The sequence below is a fragment of the Sphaerisporangium sp. NPDC051017 genome (assembly GCF_040683095.1).
Lineage (GTDB): Bacteria > Actinomycetota > Actinomycetes > Streptosporangiales > Streptosporangiaceae > Sphaerisporangium.
Genome location: NZ_JBFBCI010000016.1, coordinates 120,416 through 133,200, shown reverse-complemented (window position 1 = coordinate 133,200; position 12,785 = coordinate 120,416). Strand labels below are relative to the sequence as shown.

General features: G+C 67.7%; 13 protein-coding genes and 1 pseudogene. 5 read left to right on the top strand and 9 right to left on the bottom strand.

Annotated features, from left to right (window positions below; all coding sequences use genetic code 11):
* Positions 1 to 342 precede the first annotated feature (342 nt).
* The 3 genes from AB0M95_RS16250 to AB0M95_RS16240 all read right to left on the bottom strand — a co-directional run bounded on the left by AB0M95_RS16250 (position 343) and on the right by AB0M95_RS16240 (position 2,921).
* The gene (locus tag AB0M95_RS16250) at positions 343 to 1,455 is read right to left on the bottom strand and encodes a methyltransferase domain-containing protein (protein ID WP_363764550.1); all 1,113 of its coding nucleotides are present in this window, start codon (positions 1,453 to 1,455) and stop codon (positions 343 to 345) included.
* Positions 1,452 to 1,598 carry a hypothetical protein gene (locus AB0M95_RS16245; RefSeq protein WP_363764547.1) on the bottom strand — a complete coding sequence of 49 codons (147 nt, stop codon included), beginning with the start codon at positions 1,596 to 1,598 and terminating at the stop codon, positions 1,452 to 1,454. Before AB0M95_RS16245 ends, AB0M95_RS16250 begins: the two co-directional genes overlap by 4 nt.
* An 801-nt stretch (positions 1,599 to 2,399) precedes the next feature.
* The gene (locus tag AB0M95_RS16240) at positions 2,400 to 2,921 is read right to left on the bottom strand and encodes an ATP-binding protein (protein WP_363764544.1); all 522 of its coding nucleotides are present in this window, start codon (positions 2,919 to 2,921) and stop codon (positions 2,400 to 2,402) included.
* 401 nt (positions 2,922 to 3,322) lie between these two features.
* Between AB0M95_RS16240 and AB0M95_RS16235 the strand changes: the two genes are divergently transcribed.
* Entirely contained in the window at positions 3,323 to 4,789 is a 1,467-nt protein-coding gene (locus AB0M95_RS16235; protein ID WP_363764542.1) for a tetratricopeptide repeat protein, read from the top strand.
* A gap of 9 nt (positions 4,790 to 4,798) precedes the next feature.
* On the top strand, positions 4,799 to 5,272 hold the full coding sequence (locus tag AB0M95_RS16230; RefSeq protein WP_363764539.1) for a hypothetical protein: 474 nt from the start codon (positions 4,799 to 4,801) through the stop codon (positions 5,270 to 5,272).
* Between the two features lie 278 nt (positions 5,273 to 5,550).
* Here the strand turns inward: AB0M95_RS16230 and AB0M95_RS16225 are convergent.
* The 5 genes and pseudogenes from AB0M95_RS16225 to AB0M95_RS16205 all read right to left on the bottom strand — a co-directional run.
* Positions 5,551 to 5,685 (bottom strand): annotated as a pseudogene (locus tag AB0M95_RS16225) (daunorubicin/doxorubicin resistance ABC transporter ATP-binding protein DrrA); the annotation flags it as partial.
* 26 nt (positions 5,686 to 5,711) lie between these two features.
* A complete protein-coding gene (locus tag AB0M95_RS16220) occupies positions 5,712 to 6,653 on the bottom strand; it encodes a DUF4097 family beta strand repeat-containing protein (RefSeq protein WP_363764536.1) in 942 nt (313 codons plus the stop codon).
* Positions 6,653 to 7,180 carry a hypothetical protein gene (locus tag AB0M95_RS16215; RefSeq protein ID WP_363764534.1) on the bottom strand — a complete coding sequence of 176 codons (528 nt, stop codon included), beginning with the start codon at positions 7,178 to 7,180 and terminating at the stop codon, positions 6,653 to 6,655. Before AB0M95_RS16215 ends, AB0M95_RS16220 begins: the two co-directional genes overlap by 1 nt.
* Positions 7,181 to 7,472: 292 nt before the next feature.
* Entirely contained in the window at positions 7,473 to 7,799 is a 327-nt protein-coding gene (locus AB0M95_RS16210; protein ID WP_363764531.1) for an AzlD domain-containing protein, read from the bottom strand.
* Positions 7,800 to 7,804: 5 nt separating this feature from the next.
* Positions 7,805 to 8,563: an AzlC family ABC transporter permease gene (locus tag AB0M95_RS16205; RefSeq protein WP_363764528.1), complete on the bottom strand. Its 759-nt coding sequence runs from the start codon at positions 8,561 to 8,563 to the stop codon at positions 7,805 to 7,807.
* Between the two features lie 62 nt (positions 8,564 to 8,625).
* Between AB0M95_RS16205 and AB0M95_RS16200 the strand changes: the two genes are divergently transcribed.
* Complete coding sequence (locus tag AB0M95_RS16200; protein ID WP_363764525.1) at positions 8,626 to 9,078, top strand: Lrp/AsnC family transcriptional regulator; 453 nt, start codon at positions 8,626 to 8,628, stop codon at positions 9,076 to 9,078.
* Between the two features lie 64 nt (positions 9,079 to 9,142).
* Here the strand turns inward: AB0M95_RS16200 and ligD are convergent, their stop codons facing one another.
* Complete coding sequence (ligD, locus tag AB0M95_RS16195) at positions 9,143 to 10,138, bottom strand: non-homologous end-joining DNA ligase (RefSeq protein ID WP_363764522.1); 996 nt, start codon at positions 10,136 to 10,138, stop codon at positions 9,143 to 9,145.
* Between the two features lie 86 nt (positions 10,139 to 10,224).
* Between ligD and AB0M95_RS16190 the strand changes: the two genes are divergently transcribed.
* Together AB0M95_RS16190 and AB0M95_RS16185 are read left to right on the top strand one after the other, a co-directional pair.
* Entirely contained in the window at positions 10,225 to 11,145 is a 921-nt protein-coding gene (locus tag AB0M95_RS16190; protein ID WP_363764519.1) for an LLM class F420-dependent oxidoreductase, read from the top strand.
* A 107-nt stretch (positions 11,146 to 11,252) separates the two neighbouring features.
* Complete coding sequence (locus AB0M95_RS16185; protein ID WP_363764575.1) at positions 11,253 to 12,758, top strand: 3' terminal RNA ribose 2'-O-methyltransferase Hen1; 1,506 nt, start codon at positions 11,253 to 11,255, stop codon at positions 12,756 to 12,758.
* Positions 12,759 to 12,785: the final 27 nt, after the last annotated feature.

Genomic DNA, 12,785 nt, shown 5'->3' with positions numbered 1-12,785 from the left:
GCCTCCAGCTTCACCCTGCCGCTACGACGGCAAGGCGATGGACGGTCTTTCACCTCCATCCGCAACACCCGCGCCTCGTGGCGCAATCACGGTCGCCCTACGGGTGGCCTACGGCCATTTCGCCGGCCCCACCGCTACCGTTCATGGCCCGAGCACATGGAGCCGTACACTGCCGAAACTCTCCCCGCGCAAGTTCGTCTCTGCCAGACGCTCCCACAGTGCCCAGTACTCGATCCCAGCGCCCCGCACGGGCACTAACACCAGGAAGGCCCCCGACCGGACTTCCAGCCGAGGGCCCTCCCAGAGGCCGATCCATTGCGCAGAGCAACCGGCGCGCTCCACCTACTTGATTGCGTTGTCCGGAGAGTCGAGCCAGACGTATTGACCTTCACGCGTAACCGTCATCCCGAACCGTTCTTTGGATGGCGCGCCCCAGGAGACCCACCGCAGATAGGCGGCCTCCACCTCATCCCACAGATTGCGGGGTCCCCGCTGTAGGACTGCCACGCCCTTGTAATCGGGCGCGTAGTGCACCTGAGCGTCAGACTCCTCCGACCATAGAGACAGGTGGAATTCGCCGCCCTCCTGGTCTGCATGTGTACCGGACACATCCGGCAGCAGTCCCGCCACAGCGATATCGGCACCGGTCGAGGAACGCACCACCCGGCGCGGATCGAGGTAAGTAGACGACCTCCGGTAGTCGCCCTCAAGCTGGGGAAGATCCCACCGCTGCGACCGTAGCAGCATGAAGCCGACGCCCCCGGAGAACCTCCCTACTGCCGTACCGTCTCCGACCACGGTGAGCATGGTCAGGTAGCCGCCTTCCCAGCGAGGCGTCCAGGGGATCACGATCACCCCACCGGGACGGGCTTGACTCACCCACGAGTACGGCACCTCAGAGACACCACAGGTGACGTGTACCCGGTCGTATGGCGCGCCATCGGCCCACCCCACAGCCCCGTCCCCGTGAACCAACCGGGGCACATGTCCGGACCTTTTCAGGTTCTCGGCAGCCAAGGTGAATACGGCCTGATCGATCTCGATACTGGTCACATTCTCGTCCCCGAGACGATGCGCCAGTAATCCCGCCGTCCAGCCCGTGCCCGTGCCGATCTCCAAGACCTCATCGCCGTCGTAGGGATCGAGCAATTCCAAGGCCGCCGCTACGACACTCGGCGCGGACGACGAAGAGGTGTAGTCGCCCTTCCCCTCCACTATCTCGGTCGCGCCCTCGTCTAGCTGCGTGATAATCGCCGCGTTGGAATAAACGGCGTCCATCCACACCTCAGGATCGGCACTCCGGTCAATGAGATAGCCGGGGCCGTCATCAGAATCGCACCACGCCCTGTCAGGAATGAACAGGTGACGGGGCACAGCGTGAAACACACCCCGCCACCTGTCATCCAGGCCCGTCAGTTGATCAGCGAGAGCGGAGATGCGCCGATCAACGCTCACTTCTTCCCTGGCTTCTCATGCTTGCCGGGGTCGTCGGGGCGAGCTCCATCGGAGTTCGGCTTTGGCTTAGGCACCGGCTTGTCTTCTGGCTTGTCGCCATCGTGCTTGCCCATTGACTGACTGTCCTTCCCTTTGCCGATCATCTTTCGTTGGAACTTGCTCGGCCATCGTAGCTCCGTTAAGCGGAGACCGGTAGACCTTCAAGCAATAAGCCGGAGCCCGAAAAGGGACACCAGTGATGATATTTATCGCAAACGAAAATCGACTCACAGTGTGTCCCCTGCATGCCAGTTCCAGGGGGCGGGCGACGGCACGGGTCGGAGTAGTCACCGCGCCGCCACCCAGTTCATGGGGGGCTATTACCGCCCGCTTGGGACTCCGCTCTGCCCAAGCATCTCCTACGCACGGCGACGCCGGACTACTCCCTATGAGAAGCCCGGCGTCGTGATCTTTAAGCGCAGACCATCATCAGCGCCTCAAGAACTCGGACGTCCCCGTCCGCCGCAGGGCCACTGCCGTTCTGGGACGTGTGACACGGGCACGTACAGGTTTTTCCCGCGCAGTTGTGATGGCTGTTGTTCGCACAGAAATACTTGATCTCTCCTGTGATAACCACTTTTCCTCATCAACCTTCCGAGTGCGTTAAATGGATAGTCCCCGGCAACAGGCGGCCGGGGACCACCACAGGTGAACACATCATTGACCATGTCATCCACTACGCACAGATAGGCGGCTCCATTTCCCGGCGCCCCCAGAAGAGGCCACACGCACTAGGCACCACATTCCCCGAGATCCCCGATACCTACGCGGCCCTTTGGCGCAGTACAAACAATGGACCGCGATAGCAGGCAGTCCGAGGACTGCGCGAGGACGGGAGGACTCGAACCTCCGAGAACCCGGCGAGGCGCAGAGCATGACGCCTCCACCTATTCGTCCCCATGAAACTAGAACCGCCCCAACCAGCGCATCTGACCGTCAGGCTTGAGAGGATGCGACGCCTCCTCTAATGCCAGGCTCTCCGCGACCGTGCAAGCAGCTCGCCTAGCCGTCGCCTGAATCGCATCACTCTCGTTGACCACATCGGCCCGCCGATACATCAACTCGAACCACACCGTCCGCCCTTCGGCATCGTTGACAATGCCCCATCTGGCGGATAGTTGGTCAACGAGCGAGAGTCCGCGCCCACCCTCGGCCACACTTTCCAGCTCGGTGGTAGTTTCCCGCTTGATGTGCGGGAAGGAGCTTCCTCCCGCATCCACAACATCTATGTGGATGAACTCCCAGCAATCAGCGAGCGCGACCATGACGACTCCACCGTGCCGGGAATCCGAATATACGACCGAATTCGAGAAAAGCTCCGACACCAGTAGCACCGCCTCATCCACCACCGGATGATCAGCTCCGAGCTTCCGCCGCACGAAGCCGCGCGCCAAAGCAACACTCTCCGGATTTGCGGGCAATTGCACGACTCCTAACAGTCGTCCCGCAATGACCGACTTGCGACATACCTCCAATGTCCTAGGATCACCCATAGATCGCACCTCCGATGTGCGGTTCAGGGACCCGTACGGCGTGTCAGCGCCTGCGGGTCCCGTCATTACTGGACCTGCCGGTCACGCACCTGGTCACGTGCAGTGCGACCCAGCCTCTCCCTCCTGCCCATCGCACCACCGGCAGTCAAAGCATCTCGGGGATCGAGCCCGAAAACGGCCACCGCATTGGTTACCATGCGACTACCGGGCTTGAACAGGACCAACAGGGCGCGGGACCTCCGAAAGTCAACGGTCTTGCCCACTTCGGGAACGCGTACAGTCAGAGACGGCAACTTCCGTCACCACACCACTTGACCCCACGGGCAGGGCCACCCATGAGCCAGAACCCAGGACCAACCCGGCGGCAGCGCGCAGAACGCACAAGTCAGCTCCGACAGCGCGGTTTCACCTGGGATCAGATTGCCCAGGTCTGGATGGCCGACTACCCTGACAGCACCCCCCGCCGCGCCTATCGCTGGGCACACAACCTCACACATGAGGAAGTGGCCGACCGCTGGAACGAAATCGATCCCGGCGAGCCGACCATGGCCAAGGGCCGAATCTACCAATTTGAAGTCTGGCCAACAGGGGGGCGCCGGCCAACTCCTTACAACCTTGAAATAATGGCGCGTATTTACCAGACCAGTGCGCACGCCCTGCTCACCGACAACGAATACGACTTATATAGCGCGACCGCACGTGCTCAGATCAAGGAAGACGATCCACTTAGGGGTAAGCAACCGCTCACCGTGGATCAGGTAATGGAAATATCGGACCGACTGGACATCCCGCTTCACATGATCCAGTTGGGTTCTCGGGGAGATGACGATCAAACGAAACGACGAGATTTCAGCAAGAGCCTTGTACTCGCGGCCATCGGCGTTACGTCGGTTTCCCGCCCCGCCGCAGTCGATGGCAGCACCGCCGCCAACCTCATGACGATCACTGGCGCACAACGACGACTCGAAGCCACGACCCCATCACGCGAACTCGCACAGGCAGCCGTCGCGCACGTGGACATGGCGAAGCGAACCCTTGCCCGCACCGGGCAATCACCGTTCGCCGACGAGGTTTGCGCAGCCGTCAGCGAAGCCGCTGGATTCGCCGCATGGCTTCACGCCGACATGCACGACACCGGCACCGCCCGCACCTACTACCGCCTTGCCATCGATGCAGCGGTCAAAGCTGATCACGACTTGCTGGCGGCATACATGATAGGCAGCCTGGCATCCTTCGAGATCGAAGGCGAGGACTCCCACGTGGGTCTAGCGCTACTAGCGGATGCCCGGAGAAGACTCGGAGACCATCCACCCCCGATCGCCAATGCCTGGCTCTCCAGCATCGAAGCCCTGGGGCATGCCGCCGCTCACGCCCCCTCCAGCGCCTCAGCAGCACTCCACGAAGCCGAACAGGCCGTACAGGCCAGCGAACGCGCCAGCGTTCCACCATGGCCCTGGGTGTTCCCCTTCGATCAACCAAAACTGGCCGGATACCGCGCCCTGGTCATGGTGCGTCTCGGCCGCCACCAGGAAGCGGTATCGGCATTTGCCGAATCACTGGCAACGGCACAGCCCGCGATCAAGCAACGTGCCGTCCTGATGACCGAGATAGCCACGGCACGATGCATCGCACGGGAGTACGACGAGGCGTTGCACCTTGCCGAAGAAGCCCTGAAGGTTGGAGTCGCACACCGCTCAGAACGCGTCATCCAACGTGCCCGACGCTTCCGACGTGACTACACCGGCCCTCTCACCAGTCATGTCCGCGCCTTCGATGATCGCCTTCGTGCGACCCTGCTGTAAGAGAGGATCATGGTTCACATAGCCATCTCAGGTCATCGCGGACTCGGCGCCGCAACATCCAAGCTTGTTGAAGACGCCATCGTCCATGCACTTACCGAACGCTCCGACGTCACCGGAGTGTCCTGCCTGGCCGACGGAGCTGATCAGATCTTCGCCCGAGCAGTAGTCGATAGGAGGGGAGCCCTCGAAGTCGTCGTTCCCGCCCAGAAGTACCGCGAAGGCCTGCCCGCTGAAGCTCACGCCGAGTACGACGCACTGATGAAGAAAGCTCGCACGGCTCACCGGTTGAACTTCGTGGAATCGACTTCTGAGTCCCACATGGAAGCCAGCAAGCTCATGCTAGATCTTGCGGATGAACTGTATGCCGTCTGGGACGGCCAACCCGCACGCGGCTACGGAGGGACGGCCGACGTAGTGGCCGAAGCGCGCAGTCGCGGAATCAGGGTCCGTGTCATATGGCCGGAAGGCGCACAGCGCGACTGAACAAATGCCTCCGGCGGGGGCTCCGGCTCCGGGGTGGCGCGGATCCACAGCGCGCGGGAGTTTCGTGGCTGGGGTGGAGCCCTTCCCGTCTGCCGTCGCCCAGGACAAGCCGAGCAGACCACGGGCATGGGGCCAAGGTCGTTCCTCCAGTGGGGGGCTCCACCTTGGCCCCATGCCCGTGGCCCGCTCCCCCAGGGGTGGGCGACGGCAGACGGAAGGCAGACCGGGGTTACCCATGAGGACCAGGAAGCTTGCTCATTTAGGGGTCATAGATTGACGGTCGGCTTGCCGGCGCCGTTCGGGCCGAGCAGCCCGAACACCGTCCCCTCGGGAACGGTCAGATCCATCCCGTCGAGGGCCACCACGTCGCCGTACTTCTTGACCAAGCCCTCGGCCACGATCGCGTCTGGCATGGGAGTCTCCTTGTTCTCAGGGGTCGTCAGGAACGGTGGATGTCGATGTCGCCGTAGGTCGTGTGGGCCCGCACCTCGATGACCTCCTCGGACCGGCCGGGGCCGTCGCTGGGGTCCAGGGAGACGTCCACGGTGCCGTACTTCGAGCTCAGGTCCAGCCAGGCGGCGGTGCCCTCACGGATCCCGAGCTCCAGCCCGCCGCCGGTGGTCTCCAGGACGACCGAGCCGGACACCACCTCGCGGATCCGGACGCTGCCGTACGCGGTCTTGGCGGCGACGCCGGCCAGGGCGCGGTCGACGGTGATGTCGCCGTAGGCGGTGTTCAGCCGCAGCTCGCCGGTCACCTCGCCGAGGCGGGAGTCGCCGTGGGAGGTCTTGACCACCGCGGAGCCGTCGATCTCGCCGATCCGGATGTCGCCGTCCGTCGTGGTGACCTCGGCGTGCCCGGCCGCGCGGTCGACGGTGATGTCGCCGTAGGTGGTCTTCAGCCGCAGCCTGCCGGCCTGCTCGACCCGGATGTCGCCGTAGGAGGTGGTGAACGCCACCTCGCCGAGCGGCCCACGGCAGCGCAGGCCCGCCGCAGTCTTGGCCTCGAGGCGGGAACCCGCCGGCAGATCGATCGTCACGTCGACCGAGCCGCCCCAGCCGGGCAGCAGCGAACGCGCCCAGTTCGCGGGCGCCTCCACGAGCCTGTCGAGCGAGAGGCCCCAGCCGGACGTCGGCGCGGCGCGGTCCTTGGCCGTCCGCACCAGGAGCCTGCCGTCGGCGTAGTCGACCTGGGTGTTCTCGGCGGCGCGCACGTCGGCGTCGCTGTGCTCGTCGGTCGGGCGGATCTCGACGACGGTGTCAGCGCGATCGCTCGCGTTGATCCGGATGGTGGCGGTCGCCATGTCGATGATGGCGAGGATGGGTTCGGGAGTGTCGAAGGCCGGCATCGCGGTCCCCTTTTCATGGGTCGGCGTGGTCATCAGCGCACCCAGCCGCTGTAGTGCCTGCCGGTCTGCTGAGTCGCGCGCCCGGCGGGGCGGCGGGCGCCGTCGCCGGAGTCGAGCGCGGCGGAGACGGCGCGGACCAGCCAGGCGTTGACTGACAGCCCGTCCCGGGCGGCCGCCTCCTCGATGTGCGGTTTGAGGTGCTCGGGGACCCGGAGAGAGATCCGGGACGTCCTGCCCTCGTCGGTGTCCGGGGGCGGCGGGGAGGGGGGTCTCTCGGCCCGCCCGGTCTCGCCGTCCTCCTCGTACGGTCGGCCGGTCGGCGGTGGCGTCACGACGAAGGCGGGGTCGCGGCCGCGCAGGCGCACCTCGACCGAGCCCGGCGCGAGGTCGCGGGTGATCTCGTCCGCGGCGGCGGACAGCGCCTCCAGCAGCGCGAGCCGGGTGGCCGACTCGAGCGTGGCGGTCAGGCGCTCGGCCAGCGCGCGAGCTTCCTCGCCACCCACCCCGGCGGCGATCGCGAGGTCGCGGCGTAGGCGATCGACATACGGCGCAAGGTCCATGACGCCACTATGACGCCATCGTGGCGTCAAAACAATCGGGGCATGCCTATCCATGACGTCATGCAGGCGTCAAAGCCCCCGGCGCGGGAGGTCGTGGATGCGGCGGTTGTCGTTCAGCAGGGCCGCGACGCGCGCCGGCCTGCGGGCAGGAAGACACTGAGATACGGGTGCGAGGCCTGCCACAGCCCCGCCTCGGACATCAGCCGGACGCCCGGGGCCATCCGGTCGGCGAACTCCCAATGTCTCTGAATAGGGGTAGCTCGTTCTCAGTGACCGGCTCGCGATGGGGTCGTCAGGTCTGCCAGAGGGTCGAGAGGATCACGTGCACGGTGGTCGCGCTCAGGACGCTGATCACGGCGTTGCGGGTTCTCAGGTGCAGCCCGATCGCGGTGGCCAGGGCCACCACGGCGGGGACGACGGCCGACCAGGTGGGGCGGACCTCGCGCAGGGTGTACAGAGCGAGGATCATCATGATGCCGGTGGGCATCTGCAGGGCGAGATAGCCCAGGACGGCCGAGCGGCGCAGCGGAGTCAAGGCGGCGAAGGGCAGGGCGCGCAGACCCCAGGTGACGGCGGCGCTGACGGCTACGGCGGCGGCCAGGTAGAGCGGGCTGGGCACGGTTCTCACCTTTCCCCGGCCGCGGCGGGCACGGAGGGCACGGGTCGGGCGCGATCGTCGGACGCGCGGGAGGCGGTGTGGCGGCCCACGGCGTAGCGGATCAGCAGCGCCGCGGTGAACAGGGCCATCGCGGCCGGCAGCACCTGCCCGGGGGTCAGGAGCGCGGCGACGGCGAAGCTCGCCGCGGCCAGCAAGGGAGCGGGCAGGTCCCGCCGGGCGTGCCAGGCGTCGATCGTCAGGACCACGAACAGGGCGGTCAGGGCGAAGTCCAGGCCGTGCAGGGTGAGCGGGATCAGCGAGCCGGCGAGCGCGCCGAGCGTGGCTCCGGCGACCCAGTAGCCCTGGCACAGCACCTGCATCCACAGAATGCGGGCGCCGCTCCAGGAGCGGGCGTGTTCCCCGCTGGTCAGGGCGTAGGCCTCGTCGGTGAGCGCGAAGGTGGCGTAGACGCGGCCGAGCGGCCGGACCTGCGACAGCGGGAAGGACAGGGCGTAGAAGACGTGCCGGAGGTTCACCATCAGCGCCGTCACCGCGATCTGCCCCAGCGGTGTCACCGAGGCGACCAAGCCGAGCAGCAGGAACTCCAGCGACCCGGCGTAGACCACGGCGGTGAACACCGTGGCCCACCACCAGCTCAGCCCGGTGTGCACCACCAGAACGCCGAAGCTGATCCCGAGGGGGAACAGGCTGAGCCCCACCGAGGCGGTGTCGGCCGCCGCCGCCGCGAAATCCCGTGACCAGCCCCGCGCTCGTATTGCCATCATGAGCGCAATTTTAGTGCGTATAGCGCATAATATGGTTCCAAAAACTGTCTGGAGCAGCGCTTATGAGTAATATTATGAGGCTTGACGATATTGATCGTGAAATACTGTTTCACTTGGCTCGGGACGGTCGGTTGTCGAACGTGGAGCTGGCCGGCCGGGTGGGGCTGACACCTCCGCCCTGCCTGCGCCGGGTCAAGCGCCTGGAGGACGCCGGCGTGATCGCCGGGTACCGAGCGCAGATCTCCCCGGCGGCCCTGGGCCGTCCCATGGAAGTGGTCATCTCGGTGGAGATAGCGGTCAACGACCTGCAGACCGTGGAGGACTTCGAATCCCGGGTCGCGGCGCTGGAGGAGGTCGTGGAGTTCCGGCGCATGTTCGGCCGCCCGGACTACTACATCCGGGTGGCGGTCGCCGACCCGATCGCCTACGAGGAGTTCCTCAGCCGGCAGATCCTGCCCCTGCCCGCGGTCTCCCGGGTCGACTCCCATCTCACCATGAAACACATCAAGGAGTGATCAGGCCGCACGCTCGGCCGGCCACGCGGTGGCTGATCCTCCAGCCCGGGCGGCCGGTGAGGGGTCACCCGGCGAGCTGCGGCGGGCCGGGGTCCTCGCGGATGACCCGCTCGGGCGCCTTGTCGTCGCGCAGCCCGCGCCAGGACGGGTGGCGCAGGCGGCGGTCGGGCGTCCACTCGGCGTACTGCACCTCTCCCACCAGCACCGGCTCCACCCAGCGTGCGTCTCTGGCCTGCTCGCGGGGCATCTCGTCCGCGAAGGGGGAGGTGTCCCGGGCGAGCGGGGCGAGGATCGCCAGCAACTCGCGCAGGGCCTCCTCGGTGAACCCGGTGCCGACGTTGCCCGCGTACACCAGCCGGTCGCCCTCGTTGACGCCGAGCAGCAGCGATCCGATGGTGGTGGAGCGGCGGCCCTTGCCGGGGGTCCAGCCGCCGATGACGACCTCCTGCGCGCGGAAGTTCTTCACCTTGGTCCACTCCGGCGACCGCCGTCCCGGCCGGTACGGGGAGAGCAGCCGCTTGGAGACGACGCCCTCCATGCCGAGCCGCCTGCTCAGGCTCAGCGCGTGCGCGCCGTCGTCGCGGAACCAGGCGGGCACCTGCCAGCGCGCGCCCGGCGTCACGATGTCCTCCAGCAGCGCCCGGCGCTCGACGTACGGCAGGGCGATCACGGGTTCGTCGCCGACGTGCAGGACGTCGAACAGCATGTAGGTCACCGGGACCGCCCGCACCAGGTGGCGGACCCGCGCCGGGTCGCGCTGGTGCATCCGGGGCTGCAACGCCGAGAAGCTCGGCCGCCCGGCCTCGTCGAAGGCGACGATCTCCCCGTCCAGCACGACGTCCCGCCCGCCCACCGCGCCCGCCAGCGCGTAGAGCTCGGGGTAGGCCGTGGTGACGTCCTTGCCGTTGCGCGAGATGAGGGTGAGCGCCCCGTTCTGGACGTACGCCAGGGCGCGCACGCCGTCCCACTTCATCTCGTGGCCCCACGCCTGGTCCACGTCGGGCGCGGGCAGCGGGCCGACCTGGGCGAGCATCGGGGTATAGGCAGGAAGTCCCCCCATGGGCGTTTTCTTACCCGCCATGCCGGTCCGTACGAACCCCTACGCCACCCCCGAGTCGTGTCCGGCGATGTCGAGATAATGGCCCCATGAGATTGAGGATCTTCACCGAACCCCAGCAGGGCGCCACCTACGAGGACCAGCTCCGCGTGGCCCAGGCCGCCGAGCGTCTCGGGTTCGACGCCTTCTTCCGCTCCGACCACTACCTCAACATGGGCGGCGACCCCGGCCTGGGGCCGACCGACTCCTGGGTGACGCTCGGCGCGCTCGCCCGCGAGACGCGGACGATCCGCCTCGGCACGCTCGTCTCGGCCGCCACCTTCCGCCTGCCCGGCCCGCTCGCGATCAGCGTCGCGCAGGTGGACCAGATGAGCGGTGGGCGGGTCGAGTTCGGCTTCGGTACCGGCTGGTTCGACGCCGAGCACAAGGCGTACGGGATCCCCTTCCCGCCGCTCGGAGAGCGGTTCGCCCGCTTCGAGGAGCAGCTTGAGGTCATCACCGGCCTGTGGACGACCCCGCCGGGCGAGACCTTCTCCTTCGAGGGGGCCTACTACCGGCTCGCCGACTCCCCGGCCCTGCCCAAGCCCGCGCAGCACCCCCGGCCCCCGATGATCATCGGCGGCACCGGCGCCAAGCGGACCCCGCGCATCGCCGCGAAGTTCGCCGACGAGTACAACGTGCCGTTCAACGTCCTGGACGACACCGCCGCCGCCTTCGCCCGGGTCCGCCAGGCGTGCGAGGCGGCCGGGCGCGGGCCGATCGTGTACTCGGCCGCGCAGGTCGTCTGCGTCGGCGCAGACGAGGCCGAACTGGCCCGCCGCGCCGCCGCGATCGGCCGCGAGGTGCCGGAGCTGCGGCACAACGGCCTCGCCGGCACACCGCAGGAGGTGCTCGACAAGATCGGCGAGTTCGCCAAGGCCGGGGCCGAGCGGCTCTACCTGCAGGTCCTCGACCTGTCCGACCTCGACCACCTGGAGCTGATCGCCGCCGAGATCCTGCCGCACGTCTGAGGTCCACCGGCCGGGGGCCGGGCGAGGGGGCTCGCCGAATCGGGTGGCCGGTGTGATCGCCGAATCCGGTGGCCGGTGTGATCGTCGATAGGGAACAATCGGGCAGCGTGCTGCTCGCCATCTCGACGACCACGCGGCCGGCCACCGATCTCGGTTTCCTGCTGCACAAACACCCCGACCGGGTCCAGGAGTTCGCCCAGTCCTTCGGCGTCGCCCGGGTCTTCTACCCAGAGGCGACCGCCGAGCTCTGCACGGCCGCGCTCATGATCGAGGTCGACGCGGTGCGGCTGGTGCGCTCGCGGACGTCCTCGGCGCCGCCCGACTTCAGCCTCGGGCAATACGTCAACGACCGGCCCTACGCCGCGTCGTCCATGCTCGCCGTCGCGCTCGCGGACGTCTTCAGGACCGCCCGCGCCGGCATCTGCAAGGCCAGGCCCGAGCTCGCGGCCGGCCCGATCGACCTGTCGATCGCGATCCCCGCGCTGCCCTGCCGGGGCGGCGCCGACCTGGCGCGCCTGCTGTTCGAGCCGCTCGGCTGGAACGTCGAGGCGGCCCCCATCCCCCTGGACGAGGGGTTCCCGGCCTGGGGCGATTCCCGGTACGTGCGCCTGGCGCTGACCGGGTCGGTGCGGCTGGCCGACGCGCTGAACCACCTGTACGTCCTGCTGCCGGTGCTGGACGACGCCAAGCACTACTGGATCGCGCCCGACGAGGTCGACAAGCTGATCCGCGCGGGGGAGGGCTGGCTGGCGTCCCATCCCGAGCGCGGGCGCATCACCCGCCGCTACCTCGGCCGCCGCAGGGCGCTGACCGGCGCCGCGTTCGCCCGCCTGGCCGAGCTGGGCGACGACGTCGAGGAGGACCTGGAGCCGCCCGTCGAGGAGGAGCCCGCCGAGCCGTCCGCGCGGGGCCTTCCCGAACCGGGCGAGGCCGACGCCGAGACCGCCGAGGGTCCTCTGGAAGGCGCGGACGCCGGGGACAGCGAGGAGGCCGGGGACGCCGGGGATGCCGCCAAGCGGCCGCTCAACCACCTGCGCGGCGAGGCCGTGCTCGCCGTGCTGGCCGAGACGCATGCGCGCTCGGTGATCGACCTCGGATGCGGGTCCGGCCGGTTGGTCGGCGAGCTGCTGAAGAACCCCGCCTTCGCCAAGGTCGCCGGAGTGGACGTCTCGGCGCGGGCGCTGGCCCTGGCGGCGCGCCGCCTCAAGCTCGACCGCATGCCCGATTCCCGCCGCGAGCGCCTGACCCTGTTCCAGGGTGCCCTGACCTACACCGACGACCGCTTCTCCGGGTACGACGCCGCCGTGCTGATGGAGGTCGTCGAGCACGTCGACCCGCCGCGCCTGCCGGCCCTCGAACGGGTCGTGTTCGGCACGGCCCGCCCCGGCGTGGTGATCGTGACGACGCCGAACAGCGAGTACAACGTCCGGTACGAGTTCCTCGACGGCATGCGCCACCCCGACCACCGCTTCGAGTGGACCCGCGCCGAGTTCGCCGCCTGGGCGGAGCGGGTCGGCGGGGAGTACGGATACCGCGTGGAGTACCGGCCGGTCGGCGAGGAGGACCCCGAGGTGGGCCCGCCGACCCAGATGGGGGTGTTCAGCCGTGACTGAGGCCGTGAGTGAGGCCGTGACAGAGTC